Annotated in this window: 15 protein-coding genes and 5 pseudogenes; 13 read left to right on the forward strand and 7 right to left on the reverse strand. The window is 68.0% G+C overall.

Going from position 1 to position 18,364, the window contains the following annotated elements:
• Window positions 1-137 precede the first annotated feature (137 nt).
• From OHT61_RS31705 to OHT61_RS31735, 7 genes are all read left to right on the forward strand, one after another.
• Window positions 138-1,115 carry an aldo/keto reductase gene (locus OHT61_RS31705; protein WP_329042949.1) on the forward strand — a complete coding sequence of 326 codons (978 nt, stop codon included), beginning with the start codon at window positions 138-140 and terminating at the stop codon, window positions 1,113-1,115.
• A gap of 42 nt (window positions 1,116-1,157) precedes the next feature.
• The gene (locus tag OHT61_RS31710; RefSeq protein WP_329042951.1) at window positions 1,158-2,186 is read left to right on the forward strand and encodes a zinc-binding dehydrogenase; all 1,029 of its coding nucleotides are present in this window, start codon (window positions 1,158-1,160) and stop codon (window positions 2,184-2,186) included.
• 35 nt (window positions 2,187-2,221) lie between these two features.
• The gene (locus OHT61_RS31715; protein WP_329042953.1) at window positions 2,222-3,073 is read left to right on the forward strand and encodes an aldo/keto reductase; all 852 of its coding nucleotides are present in this window, start codon (window positions 2,222-2,224) and stop codon (window positions 3,071-3,073) included.
• 98 nt (window positions 3,074-3,171) lie between these two features.
• A complete protein-coding gene (locus OHT61_RS31720) occupies window positions 3,172-3,870 on the forward strand; it encodes a flavodoxin (RefSeq protein WP_329042954.1) in 699 nt (232 codons plus the stop codon).
• A gap of 66 nt (window positions 3,871-3,936) precedes the next feature.
• Window positions 3,937-5,295 carry a hypothetical protein gene (locus OHT61_RS31725; protein WP_329042956.1) on the forward strand — a complete coding sequence of 453 codons (1,359 nt, stop codon included), beginning with the start codon at window positions 3,937-3,939 and terminating at the stop codon, window positions 5,293-5,295.
• Window positions 5,296-6,078: 783 nt separating this feature from the next.
• The gene (locus OHT61_RS31730; RefSeq protein WP_329042958.1) at window positions 6,079-6,480 is read left to right on the forward strand and encodes a hypothetical protein; all 402 of its coding nucleotides are present in this window, start codon (window positions 6,079-6,081) and stop codon (window positions 6,478-6,480) included.
• A 41-nt stretch (window positions 6,481-6,521) separates the two neighbouring features.
• Window positions 6,522-6,974 carry a hypothetical protein gene (locus OHT61_RS31735; RefSeq protein ID WP_329042959.1) on the forward strand — a complete coding sequence of 151 codons (453 nt, stop codon included), beginning with the start codon at window positions 6,522-6,524 and terminating at the stop codon, window positions 6,972-6,974.
• Between the two features lie 225 nt (window positions 6,975-7,199).
• Here OHT61_RS31735 and OHT61_RS31740 read toward each other — a convergent pair whose 3' ends face one another.
• The gene (locus tag OHT61_RS31740; RefSeq protein ID WP_329042960.1) at window positions 7,200-7,748 is read right to left on the reverse strand and encodes a hypothetical protein; all 549 of its coding nucleotides are present in this window, start codon (window positions 7,746-7,748) and stop codon (window positions 7,200-7,202) included.
• Window positions 7,749-8,032: 284 nt separating this feature from the next.
• Between OHT61_RS31740 and OHT61_RS31745 the strand changes: the two are divergent.
• Window positions 8,033-8,346 (forward strand): annotated as a pseudogene (locus tag OHT61_RS31745) (transposase); the annotation flags it as partial.
• Between the two features lie 220 nt (window positions 8,347-8,566).
• Here OHT61_RS31745 and OHT61_RS31750 read toward each other — a convergent pair.
• Window positions 8,567-9,028, reverse strand: a complete 462-nt coding sequence (locus OHT61_RS31750; protein WP_329043449.1) for a GNAT family N-acetyltransferase — start codon at window positions 9,026-9,028, stop codon at window positions 8,567-8,569.
• Window positions 9,029-9,683: 655 nt separating this feature from the next.
• Here OHT61_RS31750 and OHT61_RS31755 point away from each other — a divergent pair.
• Together OHT61_RS31755 and OHT61_RS31760 are read left to right on the forward strand one after the other, a co-directional pair.
• Window positions 9,684-10,385 (forward strand): pentapeptide repeat-containing protein, encoded by a 702-nt coding sequence (locus tag OHT61_RS31755; RefSeq protein WP_329042962.1) that lies wholly within the window; start codon window positions 9,684-9,686, stop codon window positions 10,383-10,385.
• 975 nt (window positions 10,386-11,360) lie between these two features.
• Complete coding sequence (locus OHT61_RS31760) at window positions 11,361-11,897, forward strand: hypothetical protein (RefSeq protein ID WP_329042963.1); 537 nt, start codon at window positions 11,361-11,363, stop codon at window positions 11,895-11,897.
• Between the two features lie 287 nt (window positions 11,898-12,184).
• On the opposite strand, the pseudogene OHT61_RS31765 reads toward OHT61_RS31760, so the two are convergent.
• Window positions 12,185-12,504 (reverse strand): annotated as a pseudogene (locus OHT61_RS31765) (helix-turn-helix domain-containing protein); the annotation flags it as partial.
• A 163-nt stretch (window positions 12,505-12,667) separates the two neighbouring features.
• The gene (locus OHT61_RS31770; protein ID WP_329042964.1) at window positions 12,668-13,267 is read right to left on the reverse strand and encodes a hypothetical protein; all 600 of its coding nucleotides are present in this window, start codon (window positions 13,265-13,267) and stop codon (window positions 12,668-12,670) included.
• Window positions 13,268-13,616: 349 nt separating this feature from the next.
• Here OHT61_RS31770 and OHT61_RS31775 point away from each other — a divergent pair, with 349 nt between their 5' ends.
• A complete protein-coding gene (locus OHT61_RS31775; protein WP_329042965.1) occupies window positions 13,617-13,988 on the forward strand; it encodes a DUF6896 domain-containing protein in 372 nt (123 codons plus the stop codon).
• 5 nt (window positions 13,989-13,993) lie between these two features.
• On the opposite strand, the pseudogene OHT61_RS31780 reads toward OHT61_RS31775, so the two are convergent.
• Both OHT61_RS31780 and OHT61_RS31785 read right to left on the reverse strand, forming a co-directional pair.
• A pseudogene (locus OHT61_RS31780) lies at window positions 13,994-14,789 on the reverse strand (IS5 family transposase).
• A gap of 246 nt (window positions 14,790-15,035) precedes the next feature.
• Window positions 15,036-15,641 (reverse strand): hypothetical protein, encoded by a 606-nt coding sequence (locus OHT61_RS31785; protein ID WP_329042967.1) that lies wholly within the window; start codon window positions 15,639-15,641, stop codon window positions 15,036-15,038.
• A gap of 167 nt (window positions 15,642-15,808) precedes the next feature.
• Here OHT61_RS31785 and OHT61_RS31790 point away from each other — a divergent pair, with 167 nt between their 5' ends.
• Window positions 15,809-17,026, forward strand: coding sequence for a helix-turn-helix domain-containing protein (locus OHT61_RS31790; RefSeq protein WP_329042969.1), 1,218 nt, complete (start codon window positions 15,809-15,811; stop codon window positions 17,024-17,026).
• A gap of 51 nt (window positions 17,027-17,077) precedes the next feature.
• On the opposite strand, the pseudogene OHT61_RS31795 reads toward OHT61_RS31790, so the two are convergent.
• A pseudogene (locus tag OHT61_RS31795) lies at window positions 17,078-17,353 on the reverse strand (transposase); the annotation flags it as partial.
• Window positions 17,354-17,488: 135 nt separating this feature from the next.
• On the opposite strand from OHT61_RS31795, the pseudogene OHT61_RS31800 reads away from it, so the two are divergent.
• Window positions 17,489-18,331: pseudogene (locus OHT61_RS31800) on the forward strand (IS5 family transposase).
• Window positions 18,332-18,364: the final 33 nt, after the last annotated feature.

Raw genomic sequence — 18,364 nt, forward strand, 5'->3', positions numbered from 1 at the left:
GCCACACCCGAGCAATCCGGGCGAAGGTGAATGAGGAAGACGCCGGATCCTCGCGCTGCCGGGGCTCCAACCGGCACGACCTGCCGGGCCGGGCGACAGTGAGAGACCAGGCCACACCATGATCGGAAGAGGGCGAGATGCAGTACATCAAGCTGCGTGACCTGGAGGTTTCCAGGATTGGGCTGGGTGCGATGGGCATGTCCCACGGCTATACCGGCTCCGGTACCGATGACGCGGAGTCGATCCGGACCGTGCACCGAGCCCTGGAGCTGGGCGTCACGCTGATCGACACCGCCGAGATCTACGGCCCCTACACCAATGAGGATCTCCTCGGGCGGGCACTGAAAGGCCGCCGGGACCAGGTGGTGCTGGCCACCAAGTTCGGCCTGGTCTCGCACGCCGGCGACGGCGCGTGGAACCAGGATTCCAGCCCGGCCAACATCCGCACCGCCGTCGAGGGCTCCCTCAAGCGGCTGGGCACCGACCACATCGACCTGTACTACCAGCACCGAGTCGATCCGAACACGCCGATCGAGGAGACCGCCGGCGCCGTGGGCGAACTGATCGCCGAGGGCAAGGTGCGCGCCTTCGGGCTCTCCGAGGCCGGACCGGACACCATCCGCCGGGCCCACGCCGTCCAGCCCGTCACCGCGGTTCAGTCCGAGTACTCCCTGTTCACCCGCGGCATCGAGGAGCGCGTGCTGCCCGTCCTGCGGGAGCTGAACATCGGCCTCGTGCCGTTCTCCCCGCTGGGCCGCGGTTTCCTGACCGGCACCGTGCGCTCCACCGACCAGTTCGACGAGAACGACTTCCGCCGTGACAACCCACGCTTCACGGGCGAGAACTTCCAGCGCAACCTGGCGCTGGCCGACGAGGTCAAGGTCCTTGCCGACGAGGCCGGTGCCACGCCCGGTCAGGTGGCACTGGCCTGGCTGCTTGCCCAGGGCGACGACATCGCCCCGATCCCCGGCACCAAGCGTGTGGCCCGGGTCGAGGAGAACACCGCCGCGGACACTGTCACGCTGACTGCCGAGCAGCTGGAGAGGCTCTCCAGCCTGCCGCCCGCCGCCGGCGACACCCACACCGAGGCTCAGGCCCGGATGCTCGAACGCTGACCCCCGGCCCCTGAACGCCCCCCGTTTGGAGCAGTACCTCTGATGCGTGCAGCAGTGATGTACGGAGCCGGTGACGTCCGCGTCCAGGACCGGCCCGACCCGAAGATCGTCCATCCAGCCGACGCCGTGGTCCGCGTCGTCGCCTCCTGTGTGTGCGGCAGCGACCTGTGGCCCTTCGCCTCGATGCCCGCTACCGGCACCGGCCGCCCCATGGGCCACGAGTTCCTCGGCATCGTGGAGGAGGCCGGCACGGACGTGACCGGTCTGAAGGCCGGTGATCTGGTCGTCGCCCCTTTCACCTACAGCGACAACACCTGCGACTACTGCGCCATGGGCCTGCACATCTCCTGCCGCAACGGCGGCCGGTACGGCTTCGACGGCGTCGACGGCGGCCAGGGCGAAGCCGTCCGCGTCCCGTACGCCGAGGGCACCTTGGTGAAGCTACCGGTGGCCGCCGACTCCGCGCTGCTGCCGTCGCTGCTCGCGCTGTCGGACGTGATGACCACCGGCCACCACGGCACGGTCACCGCCGGCGTCGGCCGCGGCGACACCGTGCTGGTGGTCGGGGACGGCGCGGTCGGCCTGTGCGCGGTGATCGCCGCGAAGCGGCTGGGTGCCGAGCGGATCCTGCTCGCCGGCCGCCACGAGGCCCGCACCGGCCTGGGCCGTGAGCTCGGCGCGACCGACGTGGTCGCGGAGCGTGGTGAGGAAGGCATCGCCCGTATCCGGGAGCTGACCGGTGGCGCGGACAAGGTCATCGAGGCCGTCGGCACCCGCCAGGCTTTCGACACCGCGCTGGGCGCGGTCCGGGACGGCGGCACCGTCAGCCGCCTGGGCGTTCCCCAGTACGAGCAGGGCCCGATCGGCCCGGCCGCGTTCATGCGCAACATCACCCTGACCGGCGGCGCCAGTCCCGCCCGCGCCTACATCGAGCAGCTGCTGCCCGACGTACTGGACGGCACCATCACCCCCGGCCGCGTCTTCGACCAGATTTTCCCCCTCGGCCGGGCACCGGACGCCTACCGGGCCATGGCCGACCGCCAGGTCCTCAAGGCCCTCCTCCGCCCCTGACCACCCGCCCCGCGCAGCGAAGGAACATCCCGCTCATGCAGACCGTCACTTTCAACAACGGCGTCAAGATGCCGCTCCTCGGCTTCGGCGTCTACCAGATCCCCGCCGAGGACACCGAGCGCGCCGTCTCCGAGGCACTGGCCTCCGGCTACCGCCTGCTGGACACCGCCGCCGCCTACGGCAACGAAGAAGCCGTCGGCCGCGCCATCAAGTCCAGCAGCCTCCCGCGCGAGGAGCTGTTCGTCACCACCAAGCTGTGGGTCCAGGACGCCCCCGCCCAGGACAACACCCGCCGCGCGTTCGAGACGTCCCTGAACAAGCTGGGTCTGGACCACCTCGACCTGTACCTGATGCACCAGCCCTTCGGCGACGTCTACGGCCAGTGGCGCGCCATGGAAGCCCTCAACCACGAGGGCCTTACGAAGGCGATCGGCGTCGCCAACTTCTACCCCGACCGGCTGATCGACCTGATCATCAACAACGAGATCACCCCGCAGGTCAACCAGATCGAGGCCCACCCCTTCTTCCAGCGCGCCGACTACCAGGACCTCATGCGCGAGCACGGCGTGCAGATCCAGTCCTGGGGCGGCTTCGCCGAAGGCAGGAACGGCCTGTTCGCCAACCCGCTCCTCGCCGAGATCGGCAAGCAGTACGGCAAGTCCGTCGCCCAGGTCGTGCTCCGCTGGCTCACCCAGCGCGGCGTCGTCGCCATCCCCAAGTCCGTCCGCGCCGAGCGCATGGCCGAGAACATCGACGTCTTCGACTTCGAGCTCACCGACGAGCAGATCGCGCGGATCGCCACCCTCGACACCGGCAGCTCCCTGTTCTTCGACCACCACGACCCCGAGATGGTCAAGTGGCTTGCGGGGCGCCGTCTGGACAGCTGAACGCCTCACCCACCTCCCCTCGCCGGCCGCGGGTGCCCCCAAGGCGAATGCCCAAGGGCGCCCGCCCGGCTTGCACGGTTCACCAGGAGCCGCCCACCATGATCACGCCACAGCACCACGGCGCCCTGCCGGGCCGGCGCACCGTTCTGAGCGGCGCGCTGCTGACCGCAACCGCCGCCTTGAGCGCGACCCTGGCAGGCTGCTCACCGTCCTCACCGAGGTCCGGCACCCCCACTGCCTCCCAGTCCGACGCCACGAGCGGAGGCAACGTGAAACGAGTCCTGCTGGCCTACTTCTCCCGCCCGGGCGAGAACTACTACTACGGCGGCCGCACCGACCTGAAGGTCGGCAACACCGAGGTGCTCGCCGACAAGATCGCCGACCGCATCACCTGCGACACCTACCGCATCCGGGCCGCCGACCCCTACCCGCACGACTACGACGCCACCGTCCAGCGCAACGTCCGCGAGCAGGACACCGACGCCCGCCCGGCCATCGAAGGCCGCCTGCCCTCCCTCGACAGCTACGACACCATCCTCCTGGCCAGCCCCATCTGGAACGTCCGAGCGCCCATGATCATGACGACGTTCACCGAAGCCCTCGACTTCCGGGGCAAGTCCGTCCACCCGGTCACCACCTACGCCATGAGCGCCCTGGGCACCACCGAACGCGACTACGCAGCCACCTGCCCCGGAGCGACCATCGCCGAAGGCCTCGCGGTACGCGGCGAAGAAGCCAAAGACGCCGACACCGAAGTCGCGGCATGGCTACGACGCATCGAGCTGCCCACCCGGTGACCGGTCCTGCCGGGTACGTCACGGCTGTGCCCCGTCCTCGCCACCGTCCGGCTAAGGTGCGCTGTCGTGGACGCTGATGATCTTGACTACCGGGCCCGAACGCTGACGGGCTGCATTCCTCCGCGGCTGGTGGCGCGACTTCTTGAACTCGGTCATGAGAGGGAAGTGGAGTTCCAGGCCGGCCGCGGGGAGTGGTTCTGCGCGCTGGAGTGGGCCCGGCTGCTCAAAAATCGGGGCCGGCAAGAGCAGGCATTGCAGGTGCTCGCGCCGTACGTCGCCACGAACTGGTGGCCGGCGACCCAAGCCGGGGCGGAGTTGCTGGAGGGCTCGGGCCGGGCGGAGGAGGCGATCGCGCTGTCCCGTCCGTACGCGGAGGCCGGTGACCGGCTGGCGCTGGCCTTCTTCGCACGCCTGCTGGCCCGCCACGGCCGCAGCGGTGAGGCGTTCATGCTGCTGCGCGCTGGGATCCAGGACTGGTTCCTCGCCCAGTGCCTGGTCGATGTCGCCGAAACGGCGGGCCTGGACGAGGAAGCGGCGGCCCTTTTGGAGGCCCGGGCGAAAGCGGCGGCCCCTGCCTGTGCCGACCCGGACTGCGACAACCTCCGGATGGAACCGTCCAATGCCGTCGGCCTGCTCGCCTCGATCAGGGAACGCCAGGGCCGGATCGAGGAGGCGATCGCCCTGCTGCACACCCGCGAGGTCACCTCCGTCAACGGCCGTGACCAGCTGGCCGACCTGCTGGCCAGACACGACCGGAGCACGGAACTACGGGCGTACGCAGCGTCCGAGTACCACGGGCACGCCGTGCAACGCCTTGCCGAAGTGCTGGAGGAACGCGGCGACGTGGAAGGTGCGATCGCCGCCTACCGCACCTTCGGTGCCACGCCGTCCGGCATGTGGCATGTGGCTGTGCCGCTGTCCGAGCTCCTGGTCCGGCACGGGCGGAGCGACGAGGCGATCGAGCTGCTGCGCGTGCTCACCGAACACGACGCGGAGGACTGGCTCGTCCATACTCTTTGCACCCTGTACGCCGACCACGGTCGGTCCCAAGAGGCCCTGGCCCACCTCGATGCCATCAAGGCGCGAGGCGATGGCAAGGAGTACTGGGACCTCTTCCGGATGCGGCTTCCGCTCATGGCCGACTGCGGTCTGCTCGACGAAGCGATCGAGCAGACGCGGGCGCACCCCGAGGGTGACACCTGGTACGCGGCCTGGGCCTTGTCCGACATGCTTGACAAAGCCGGCCGCGCCGAAGAAGCCGACGCAGTCCTCGCGCAACACCCGGAAGTCAACAGCTCTCTTCGGGCCGAGCGCCTTATCGACCTCGGCCGCATCCAAGACGCTGTACGACTCCTCCAGCAGCCGATAAGCAAACCGGCCACACCAGCCTGGGACGGCGCCTACTCCACCGAACCACCGTTCTGACAGCTTGGGCTGGTACGCGCTACGTCTCCACCGGACGTCGCGCGCGCCGGTTCAATACACCCCCGTCTGGACGGAACGCTCTTCAACGGCCGATGCGCCCGGTGCCGCCTTGCTCTCAGCCGTCGTCTTCCTGCCCGCCTGCCGTCAGCATGCTCCTCGGTGTCCCGGGGGACACTGTCGCTGGGGCCGCTGCCTTGCTCGGCGGCGGAAGTTCGACAGACCCGGCGGACGGCATTTCGAGGTTCAGGCTGTTGACGTCCGTTGCGGCGGGTCGCTGACCCGTGGGCGTGAACCTCAGGGGGAGTGTCCGTACATGTGGAGAGAGGGCCGGCGCTGTGGTGAGTTCCCGACCGCTGACTGGGGGCGAGGCTCAAATTGCGCTCAGGTGATGATGATCGCTCTGTCCACGCGGAGGGTTGTGTGACAGAAATGTGCGCAGACCACTTCATCAGGGGGCGGCGCGGGGGAAAGGGTAGGTGCCTTGTGGGCATCGTCAAAAGCGGAGCTATAGGATCCGTTGTTGTATTCACGGTTGTGGCCGGGATGGTGACTTCACCGGCTTTCGCGGACGAAACGCCTGCCGCTTCTGTGCCCGAGGAGCCGGCGACCGTCAACACTGCTCCGCCGGAACAGCCGGAGGGAACCGACCTCGTCGACCGCTCGGAAATCGAGCCTGAGCCCGTGGTCACGGCACTAGATCCGCAGCCCGGGGCCACGACCAGGCCGCCGAAGCCGCCGATCGATACACCGGATGCCGAGCACTGCTCCGAGCGGAATGTCTACGTGCCCAAGACCAGGGGCGGGACGTACCACAAGGGGGTTGGGCCCACGCACTCCAACGACAACGGCACATCCCGTGTAACACGCTCGACCTTCATCTCCGATGCCACCGACGAGGTCGGGGTGAGCGTCACCGCGGGGTTGGCGAGCAGCGTCTCCGTGATGATCGCGGAGATCGAGGGGAAGTACGAGGTCAACCTGACGGCCAAGCTGACCGCGAGGCTCGGGAACTCCATCGCCGTCGATACACCGCCGAAGAGGACGACGAACGGCAAGTACGGCGCCTACCGCCTGAAGAACACGGGCACCAGCTACAAGATCTACAGCAACTGCAAGACCTCGACGAAGAAGACCATCACCAGCTACACCCCGCTGAAGGTGGGCTGGTACCTGTGGGAGAGCTGACCCCTTCGCTTCCTCGAGGCTCCCAGCGCAGTCTCATCCTGGTGACGCTCGCTACCGCCCTGTGCGTGGCCGGCTGCACCGAAGAACAGACGGCACCGTCGAAACAACGGTCTGCCTCATCATCCGCTGAGCCCACCGCGACCGAGAGCCAGGACGGGGCCCAACACCTCAAGGGAGAGAGCGTCACCGCAGCTCCGAAGCAGGTCAACGACGGAGCGGTGCTGCTGTCCGTCGCCTCCATGCGGGGCAACGCGCAGCTTCCCCTGACCAGGAAGATAGGCGCCGGGCTGCTTGCCGTTCAGGTCAACTGCCAAGGAAAGGGAACCCTCGAAGTCGCCGTCGAACCGGTAGGCATCTCCTTCCCGCTGAAGTGCACGGACAGCGAAGTAAGCAGCATCTACAACGAAATCCGGCTCAAGAGAGCTCGGGCTGAAGGAAGCATCCAAGTGACGGCCCCCTCGGGTGTCCACTGGGCTCTGACTGCCGAGCAGTAACGTCCCCAGGCGCCAGTCGAGGCCTCCCCTCCCGGGCCCGCCGCTGCCCTTTGCGTGCTCGTCGGCCTTCGTGCTGCGGTCTGGGTAGGCCGGGTTGCTCAGGCTGCGTTGATCTCTGCTGTCTCCACGCGGGCGCGCTGTGCTGATCGCGGCTGCCTGAGTGGGGTCTGCCCATGCGGGCAGGCCGTTGTGGGCCCGTACGGTCGTCGTGGGATGCGGGGCCTGTCACCTATGTCGTGCAGGAGTGTCAGTTGTCGCCGCGGGAATCGGTGGGCTGCCCGTCGAGGCTTCCGCGAGCAGGCCGGGTGTCCAATCGGGGCCGCGATGCTGCTGCCACCATTGGTCGATGGTGCTGAACTTCTCGTCGAACTTGGGGTCCCAACTGAGGAATCCGGTCGTCGGTGTCCGCAGACGAGTTCGGCGGCCATCCGCTTCGTAGATCACCACAATGTGGTTTCCCTGGAAGTTCTCGACACGGATGGCCTGGACGTCCGGCCACTGAATCGTGCGGTGGCGCACGTTGTGTACGACGGCCTTCGACGCCGTCAGAGTCACACCGAAGTAGTGCCAGGCGATCAGCATCACGAGCACCAGGGCGAACCACGTGCTCAAGGACGTGGTCATCTCAGAGCCGGATGCGTTCGAGGTGATCCAATCCCATGCCTCCGTGCTCCAGACGAGGAGCAGAGGTAGAACGGCCAGTAGGTGCTGGAGGCTCGTGTACCGGTATCGGATGCGCTCCGTGGGCATAGCCCTGACCTGCGGTTTCTCCACGATTACCTACCTCTTGTACAGCACGGCGCCACCATTGGGTCATGATCGAAAAGCAGCATGACGGACTGGCGGTGAGCTGTCCATCTTCACTGGAGTACTGCAGGCTTCGGGCGAACCGGAAACAACTCACCGGTGGCTGTCAGGTGGCCGTTCTGTCGGTCCGGGTGGCCGCTGTGGGGGCTGCGTTCCCAACTGCGTGCCGGCTGCCTCGCCAACTTGCGGTGTTCAGCGTTATAGGCCCTGGCAGAAGTCACGGATGATGTGACTGTCGGCTTGGGTGCTCGTTGGGATGTTCGTGGGGAAGAGAGTCGCGTCCGTGGGTCGTCTCGGATGAACTGTGGTCGCTGATCGAGCCGTTGTTACCGGAGCCGGGGCCGAAACTGGTGGCCGGCCGGCCGAGGGTACCGGATCGCAGGCGCTGTGCGGAATCCTGTCTGTGCTGCATACCGGGATCCAGTGGGAGTACCTGCCGCAGGAGCCGGGGTTCGGTTCGGGCATGACGTGCTGTCGTCGGCTTGCGGCTTGGAACGAGACCGGCGTCTGGGACCGTCTCCACCTCGCGCTGCCGGCAAAACTACGAGCGGCGAAACAGCTCGACTGGCGACCACGTCGGTGGCCGCCGGCCGCGACGGGGCCGGTTTCCTGGTCCTGGACGGTGTCCACAGGGCCCGCCCGTAATCGCTCAGTCGTGGGGGGTGCGGGTGCGCCCGTCGCCCAGGCTGCGAAGGATCACCGAGGTCCAGGAGGCTGGCAGGGACATGGCGCGCCATGCGCTCTGCATCGCGATGCGCTCTCCCTTGAGCTGGCCCCAGCGGAACTCACAGTGCTGCCGCGTAGCAGTGGATGGCGACCAGCTGGGACGGGCTCCATCGTTGCTCGACGGTGGCGATTCGTTCCCAGCCGAGCTTCTCGTACAGGGTCGCCGCGGCGGTATCGGAGGCCACTACGTCGAGCAGCGGGTGTAATCCCTGCCGTCGTGCTTCCTCGGCAGCTCGGCCGACCAGTAGCGCACCGATCCCATGCCCTCTCGCCTGTGGTGCGACGAACAGCCGGCTGACCATTGCGGTCAGCTCCTTGCTCGCCCCGTTCCGTGCGCTCCACAGATCAGGGGCAAGATCTCCTCTTCCACAACTGGACAAGCTGACATGGCCGACGAGATGGCCGCCCATTTCAGCGACCCAGGCCCCTAGCAGCGAGGCCCCCGACAACCACTCATCCGGCTGGTCAGGCCAGTTCAGCGGGTAGCGGTCACTCTGATGGACATCTGAGAGAACCCGCACGCACTCTGCGAGGTCGTCATCAGTCCTCCGCCGGACCCATCGGCCTGGTCTCCTTGCAGCAGCTCCGAAGCTTTCGATGTTCACACGGCATGGAATCACGGGCCACAGGGTTGCAACCAGCCACTTCGCAGTCACTTCGGGTGCGCGCCGGTCGTGCAGCTGCTTACCAGGTCCGTGCGCCAACTGCGTTGGGCCCTACTCGTACGTACCTCGATCCGGCTTCCGACTTCACGCCGCTCGGACATGGGTGCGGTCAACAGAGTCAACTGCGCCCCGGGCCGGGGAGCACCGGGTGGATCGCGAACGGTCAAGCGTCGGATACCACGCCCGCTATCGATCCGGAGGACTTGGTCCGGCGGGTGATATCCCAGATGTGGCTGGACGGCCCGAAGGCCGCCAGCCTGTGTGTATCTCTGGCTGCCGGACTTCGTGACGTGCGCCGTGGCGGAGGTCTGGTACTGGGTGAGGAGGGCACGCAACTTGTCGGCTGGGCTCTCTCGTCTACTACTGGGCGTGACACAACGAGTTCCTGAACCCATCACCGACCCCGCCCTCCTGGCCGCACTGCGGTCAGGGCGCCACTGACCGGGATCCAGTCGGCTGTCGGGGAGTTCACGTCCCCGGACGCACGACGTGCTGCTTCGCACACCCGGCGGTGGCTGAGCGCAAGGTTTACCCGGCCAGGCTGGCCGCCGGGGCGGACATCGACCTTCGAGGCACCCCCCTTTCCGATCGCTTGTTCCACTCCCTTTTGGACGCCCTGCGCGACTCCTCCGCAACGGGGCATCCCCAGCTCGGAACGGCCCGTTTCGAGTCGGCGGTCTTCGAAAGCACCGCCTGGTTCGAGCAGGCGATTTTCACCGGCCCCGCTCTGTTCACGTCAGCGACCTTCCGACACGAAGCGTGGTTCCAGGCGGCTGCGTTCGAGGACACTGCGTCATTCGAGAACGCCCTCTTCGAGCACCATGCTGGATTCCAGGAGGCGGTCTTCGAGAGCACTGCGCACTTCGCGTCCGCGACCGTCGACGGCAAGGCCCAATTCGTCAAGACGACCTTCGAGGGCACCGCCGAACTGACGTCGATGACCCTCAACGACACCGCCTGCTTCGAGGAGGCAGCCTTCCGCATCAGCGCCCGTTTCGATGAAACCACGTTCAGCGGCACGGCCTCGTTCGCGGCGGCCGTCTTCGAGTGCGACATCCGATTGGGAGCTGTGGCCTTCCAGGGCCCCGCCTGGTTCGACGGAGCGACCCTCAAGGGCGCACCCGTCACCGTGGCGGCTTTCGAGGGCTACCCCGGTTTCGAGGGCTACCCCGGTTTCGAGGCCCCCAACTTTCAGCCTACCGCTCACTTCTGAACGACAAGCACGGATTCGGAGCGCGTAGTGCCGGCCGAGGAGCTGCCCGCGGAAGGCGCGTTCGTAGCGGTGGCGTGGCGATGTGTCTGCTGGCATGTTGCGGGCGGCTCAGATTGGACGGCTGGACCCTGCGCAACGCCGACGGCCACCCCTACCGCTTCGTCAGCGCCGCCTCGCCGGCCGCACCACCTTTCGGATCCACATCGACATCGGCCGCGACACCCGCACCGACCTACGGCGGGCACGGACGGACCAGTCAGCCGCCTCTTCGCCTGTGCACGAGACCGGCCGCATCAGGCGTTGGCTGCGGAGAGACGGAGAGACGGAGAGACGGAGAGACGGAGAGTTACAGAGTTACATCGCGATTGGCCGTATGTGGGGAATCCGGACTGGCCGCTGACATACGCCTGTCCCGCACATCCGGGTCCGGCCGAAGCAGGCATCGAGGTCACCCGCCTGTTTCCCGACGCACGCTCCCAAGCTGCCTGACCGGCACTCGATCCGACTGCCACGTGGGCCACGGGATGGGGCTTTGCTGATGCCTTCCGTCCGCTGGAAACACACCACGAGAACCTGCGACTTTCGGTCAGACTGAGCTGCCCGTTGCGGCGGGTCAGGCGGAGCACCGTGGTCAAGGTGCTTCTTGACCCACCGCCAGTTCAGTCCGGTCTCGCGGGCGATTTCTCGAGAGGCTCGCACCAGCCTCGTGCGGCGCGCCAATCCGCCGCAACTGCAGCCACCAGTCAGCATCCAGAACCGTCGCCGGCCGCCCTCCACCTCGGTCACCCGTCAGTCAGAAGGATCCTCAACGCGGCACAGAGACATGCCACGTTCCACCGCACGTTCACCCGCACGTGATTCCGCACTTCCGCTCGTACGCGGACAGCCAGGGCCGGGGCTTGTCTGCTACCGGCGTTCGGAGCTCGGTCCGGGTTACTGCCCGGGGGCGGGGTGGTGCCTGTATGCTCCGCGCCCGTGGACGACATACGGAAGACGACCATCTCCTTCAGCGGAGTTCTGACGCGGGAGGAGTTCGACGAGGCGCTCGCGGCGATCGGTTGGTTCCGACGCCTGCGGTGGCTCTTCTTCGTTGCCTCGGCCCTGATGATGACACTGAGCTTGAGGCTCGCCGTTGAGGGCGGCCCCATCAACGCCGGCCAACTGATGCTCGCTCTCGTCTACGGCGTACTCGGCCTGTGCCTGCCTCCGCTGCTTGCCGGTCGCATGTTCCGGGCCGACCAGGCCACGGGAGAGAAACAGGCCCTCATCGACGATGCCGGCTTCGTTGTCTCCCGCGGATCCGAGGAACTCGTGCGGGGACCGTGGAAGGCCATGTACCGCTACTACGAGAGGGAACGGGTCTACGTCGCAACAGGCCGCCTCGGCTGGAAAGCCGTCCTGATGATCGTGCCCAAGCGGCTGCTCACGCCCACCAGCGAGACTGAGCTGGTGGGCGTGCTCACCAAGGCCCCGTTCCGCCGCTCAAAGAACCGCCACGAACCCGCGCGCTAGCCTCCTCGCCAGACCGCGACGCTGCGAGCCCTCTTGTCGCGCCACGCGTGTGCGGGTGCCCGGGGGCGGGAGCGACATCCGAACCCTGCAGCTGGACTCGTACGCAATCGCAGAGCGACTGCGATCTCTGCAGACAGAGTGAACAGCCCGAGCCGCATTCCGTACTCCTACTGACAGCGCCACTTGCCGCGCTATGCCCAGGACCAGAGCGCGGGCCTGGTGATGGCCGGGACGGCTGCCCTAGCGCCCAATTGGGTGAGCCCGAGGCGGTCCGACTCGCTCCGCCACAGGTTGCCGTCCAGGATCACGAACGCCTTGGTCCGCACGAGGCACATCGCTTCGGCCAGGGTGGGCGCGAGGGGCGGCCAGTACGTCCACGGCCTCGCGTAGATAGCGGTATGCGGTCGCGATGCCGATACCCGAACCCGGCGGCGAGTTGGCTGTAGGTGTCACCACAGCGCAGATGGGCCAGGTCGAGCAGAGCCTGACGGCCGGCGGTCAGACGCTGCCACCGGGTCCCGCTCTCCCCTCGCCGGGCAGCGAGTCGCTCGGTTGGGTACAGCAGGGGGCGACTGGACAGGTTGATCGACGACGGGTAGACAAGCACACGAAGTTCCTGGTGGCTGCGGGCGATCTTGGTCGAGAATCCGTCTACCAGGAGCCTCGTTGTTCCGCAGTTCCGTCCAACACGTGTGGCAGAGCTTTTCAGTTGGCCGGTTGAGCGTTGACCGGGCAGGTGCGTCGTATCCCGTGCGGGCGCCGTCCCCGTTCTACTCCACCGGCTCGCACCAGGCGGCGACGAGATCCTGGAAGCCCGAGAAACGGGTGCCAGGAACAGTCTCACCACTGAGCGTCTCGCCGTTGAGCCAGCAGATGTCGAAGATGTCGGTCTCGGTATCGAGGAGGCAGCACACACCACCGGTGGTGGCGGTGAGGTCGGTGAACACCTTCCTGACGCTCGCGGACTGCATGAACATCCGGCTCATACTCGAGGTAGCGGCTGTGAATTGCAGTGACGCAAAGTTCGGGTGCCATGCGGGGGAGAACCTGACCGTCAGGTAGATGTACCCGACCGACACCCGTCCCTGCTCGTCGACCCTGTCGGAATCCCGGAGGAAGAAATCGTGCACCGCGTCGTCGACGCCGACGACAATTGAGGTGTCCAGTTCGAGCGAGCCGCCCGCCGAACAGTCGACCGGTTCGCTCTTGAACTTGGAGGTGAACGGCACGATCAACTGCTCTCCGCCAGGCAGGATCACCGGAAGCGGCGGCGTCTCGCGGCCTTGGGGGGCGAGCTCGGCCAGCCGGGTCAGCGCTCTCGTAACGTTCCGAGGGGGCATGAAGATCTCATAGCTGTAGTCCAACCCCATACCGCCCCGCCTCCCCTGTCCTGGACCGTCATCCTGTCATGATGGGGGTAGATCGCCCAGTTGATTCCAACGTGGCTGGCTTCGTCCGGACGCAGTGGGCAACGAAGCGCTCAGTCACAACACGCTTCCACCGCAGCCAGGTTGGAAGTGGCTTACTGTTCATCAGAAAGATCCCCACGCCCCACACGGTGATCATCACCGTACGAGGCGGGGATCGGAACTCCGGCCTAACTGATCGTTTCAGAATGCCGCCCTGCGGAGACGCTTGCGGCCCATGGAACAATCCCCTTCAGCCACGGGCTCGGGGGGATGACACCGTATGGAACGGGTTGGGGATGCACGAGGGCTCGTGCTTGGTTTCGTCGGCGCTCTGAACGCGGTTGACGAGGCCATGAGGGCGGCGATCCCCTCGCTCGAGCGACTCGCAGATGTCCTCGGCCTGGCCCGTTCGCGCCGGATCAGCCGGAGTGGGCAGGTCGGCACCTACTCATACGCGGTTCATGGGGCAGGGTGCCGCTTCGTCAGCGACAACGGCACCGAGGTCGATGTCGACTTCGCAGCCGAGGGGAGCGAAATCTTCGACCTCTGGCGCCTGCGCTGGTACGGGCTGAGCTTGCCCGAGCCTCTTGATGTCACGGATCAGGACCTGCGGACCGCTGTGCGGTCTCTGCAGCCGCTTCTGACCGAGGTGCGACCGGGGTGGTTCGGCGTCGCCAGCTGATCGCTTCAGGATGAGGTGCGCAGGCGGCGCAGGCATATGAGGCTGCAGGCCAGTTGGAGCAGCCCCTGGTGGAGATCGGCGCGTCGTTCGTAGCGGGTGCGGAGCCGTTTGAACTGGTGCAGCCAGGCGAAGTCACGCTCGACTACCCAGCGCACCTTGCCCAGTCCGGAACCGTGGGCGACGCCGCGTCGCGCGATCAACGGCTTGATGCCCCGCTTCCACAGCATGCGGCGGTACTTGTCGCAATCGTAGCCCCGGTCGGGACACAGGCTCCGGGGCTTGCAGCAGGGACGTCCCCGCCGACCCCGGATCGGCGGGACGGCGTCCAGCAGCGGCAAGAGCTGGGTGACGTGCGCCGGTGAGCGTGACCGCGAGCGGGGTTCCGTGACGGTCGACGACCAGGTGGTGCTTGGAGCCGGGAGGGCGCGGTCGACGGGCGAGGGGCCGACGTGATCCCCCCTTTGAGAGCCCGGACGTGCGACCCGTCCACGGAGCAGTCATCCAGGTCCAGCAGACCGGCACGGCGAAGCTCGGCCAGCAGGGCGGTATGCAGGCGCGGCCACACGCCGGCCTCGGTCCAGTCCCGCAGCCGGCGCCAGGCCGTCACCCCGGAGCAGCCCACGGTCTCGGCGGGGACGTCACGCCACGCGACACCCGTTCGCAGCACGAACAGGATGCCGGTGAGTGCCGCTCGGTCAGGAACATGCAGCCGCCCGGGTGGCGACCGCGCCTCTCAGGCGCGGGCGGCAGAAGCGGGGCCACCCGCTCCCACAGGCCGTCAGGAACAAGATCAGCACGCACGCAGGACACCCTGCCGACCGAGATCGTCGAGCGCAGCGCAAGACCCACAACTCAACTCATTCTAAAACGATCAGTTGGAGACCATCTCATTCGGCGAGTCTGCGGTAGCAGATGAGGGTGCAGGCGATGCTGGTGAAGACCAGGAAGTGGTCGCCGTCGGCGGAGCAGGTGGGCACGACAGCGGCGCGCCCGGGTTCCGGCCGCGCCGCTGACGAGCTGTGATCAGCCCTCGGGGGAGCCCTCGGGTCAGTGGAGCTTGTTGACGGCGGTCTTCGTCGTGGTGCGGAAGGCGGTCAGCGGGGCGTCTTCGAAGTCGCCCATCTGGCCCCAGCGGACGAGGGTGACGGTGCGGCCGTCGCGGCCGACGGAGAACAGGTGGATGTCGGAGATGCCGATCTGCGGGTCGGCGGTGTCCAGGCTGTAGACCCAGGCGCCCTCCTCGACGGCGAGCTTGCCGTGGGAGGCACTGACGGCCTGCAGGCCCGGGTTCTGCTGCTCCAGCAGAGGGCCGCAGCCGGCGAGGGCCCCGCGGAGGGTGTCGACCAGCTTCACGGCGTCGGCCTCGGTACGGGCGACGGTGGTGACCTGGACGCCGTTGGTGTCGAGCTCGGTGCTGAACTCGCGGTAGCGGGTGTTCTGCGCCGGGATCTTGTACGGGGCGCAGAGGACGCCGCCGTTCTCCGGGACGCCGGTGAAGACCTGGGTAGCGGTCCACGGCGTCGACGACGGCGGCATCTGGGAGGCGGCGAGGAAGGCGGGCTGGGCAGCGGCCTGCACCGGGGCTGAGGCGAGGGCCGCGAGGCCCAGTGCGGCAGCGGCTGCGGTGGCGAGTGCGGTGCGAAGCTTGTTCATGGTGGTTGATCCCCCGTCGGGTTGTTCGTTCGGTCAGTGCTCAACCAGCGTGGGGCCGGCGCGCGCCGACTGCAACGATCACGCGCCCACCAGCCGTCCCGGAACCATTCCACCCCCGCTGACGTGCAAGGGCGTGAAGGATGGGACGCAGGGTCGAGGGGGATGGAATGCCGAAGGACGCCGCCGTCGAGGAGTTCGCGGGGCTCGTGCGCGCGCTGAAGGCCCGGGACGGGAGGAGTTACGAGGCGCTGGGCCGGCGGCTGCGCGTCAGCGCGTCCACCCTCCACCGCTACTGCTCGGGCGCGACCGTCCCGGAGGAGTTCGCCGTGGTCGACCGCCTCGCCCTGCTGTGCGGGGCGGACGGGGAGGAACGGCGGGCCCTGGAGGCGGCCTGGGCGGAGGCGGACCGCGCACGCCGCCGAGCGGCCTTGCCCGCGCCCACGCCCGTGCCGGCCGTGTCGGCCGCGCCGGAATCGAACCCGGAACCGTCCGCGCCGGAACCGGGCCCCGGCCACGCCCCGGACCCGACCACGGCGGACCCGTCCGTCCCGGACCCGATCGCGCCGGAGACGCCCGGGCGTGCCCGCCCCCGTCGTGGCGCCCACGCTCCCCTCCTCGTCGCCGCTGCCGTCGCCCTCGTCGTGCTCGCCCTCGCCGCCATCCTGCTCGGCCACCCCACCCGTACGGCTTCCGCCCCCGCTCCCGCTTCCACCGCTCCGGGGCGGACCGCGGCCCCCCTCCCCTTCACCTGGAGCATCGGTTCCCAGCTCTGGGAGGGCGGCTGCGGGCACACCTACCTCGTGGACCGGGCCCCCCGCGCGGTCGCCCCGCCGCCGGTCGCGGCCGACTCCGGGGCGTGGGCCGGGAAGCATGGTGCCGTGCACGGCGGGGAGGCGCTGGTGCGGATCACGGTGCAGGGCCGGTCACCGTCCGACGCCGTCGTCCTTCATGCTCTGCACGTGCGCGTGGTCGACCGCGCCGCGCCGCTGCCGTGGAACACGTACCGGATGGACAACGGCTGTGGCGGCGCCGTCACCCCGCGCCACTTCGCCGTGGACCTCGACCGGCCGCGCCCGCTCGCCAGGCCCGTCGACGGCCTTGACGCCTCCGGCGCCGAGGTCCGGAAGATCCCGGCCGTCTCCTTCCCGTACAAGGTCACCTCCTCCGACCCGGAGGAGCTGCTGGTCTCCGCGCGGACGGCGGGATGCGACTGCCGCTGGTACCTGGAGCTGGAGTGGAGCGCCGGGAGCCGTAAGGGGACGGTGCGGATCGCGGACGACGGGAAGCCGTTCCGCACGAGCGGGACCAGGGGGAGGCCGGCGTACGTGCACGACTCCGCCGAAGGGCGCTGGATCACAGACTCGGACCCCGGACAGACCGGGTGACCGACGAGTAACTTGAACTGACATAGGCCGAGCAAGCGCTGAGAGACCGTCTCATTTGGCGGGTCTGCGATAGCAGATGAGGGTGCGGGCGATGCTGGTGAAGGCCAGGAAGTGGTCGGCTTTGCGCTCGTAGCGGCGGGGGAGGCGGCGGCATCCAGCGAGCCATGCCATCGTGCGTTCCACGGTACAGCGGTGGCGGCCCAGGCGTTGTGAGGACTCAACTCCCTTGCGGGAGACGCGGTGGGTCATGCCTCGCCCGCGTAACCATCGTCGCAGATGGGCGTAGTCGTAGCTCTTGTCAGCGTGGAGCGTGCCAGGCTTGCGCCGCCGAGTTTGCCCTGTCGACGGTCATAGCCACGCTTGGCTCGGCCAGGGCCCGCCCGGTACGGAACGCCGGGCGCCCGTGTTCGCCAAGCCCGGTCCAGGCTGTTTCCTTCGGATCATCTGGTCGTTGGTTGATGTGTGTCGTTGACTGATGCCCAGTGGTCGAGGATCGAGCCGTTGCTGCCGGACCGGACGCCGAAGCGGGGTGGGCGGTGGCGTGATCACCGGCAGGTGATCGACGCGATCGCGTTCAAGTACCGCACCGGGACGCCGTGGATGGACCTGCCCGAGCACTTCGGGTCATGGAAGGGCGCCCACAACCGGCTGCGGAAATGGGCGGCCGACGGCACCTGGGAGAGCGTCTTCACCGCGCTGCTCGCCCAGGCCGACGCCGAAGGCGATCTCGACTGGGTCGTCGCGGTCGACTCCACGATCGTCCGGGCTCATCAGCACGCCGCAGGGGCCCGTCAAAAGGGGCTCCGGCCGGCGAGCCGGACGACCATGCTCCTGGACGCTCCCGCGGGGGACTGACCACCAGATCCACCTCCCCGCCGACAGCCGCTGCCGCCCCGCGGCGTTCGTGCTCACGCCCGGCCAGGCCGGGGACGCACCCGCGTTCCGTGAGGTCATGGCCCGGTTACGGGTACCACGGCCGATCGGCCGACCTCGGATCACACCGGACGTGGTCCTGGCCGACAAGGCTTACTCGTCCCGCGCGATCCGGGCCTACCTCCGTCGGCGCGGGATCCGGGCCGTGATCCCGCAGCCCGCCGATCAGGCCGCGAACCGCAACGGCGGGGCCGGCCCGGTGGCCGTCCGCCGGCCTTCGATCGTAGCGCCCACAAACAGCGCAACACGGTCGAGCGGTGCATCAATAAGCTCAAGCAGTGGCGCGGTCTGGCCACTCGCTACGACAAGACCGCTGCCATCTACTTCGCCGGACTGCACCTCGCCGCCATTTTCATCTGGTCAGCGAGATGATCCGGAAGGGGCGCCCAGCGGCGATGCGCGATG

Source organism: Streptomyces sp. NBC_00178 (assembly GCF_036206005.1).
Classification (GTDB): Bacteria; Actinomycetota; Actinomycetes; order Streptomycetales; family Streptomycetaceae; genus Streptomyces.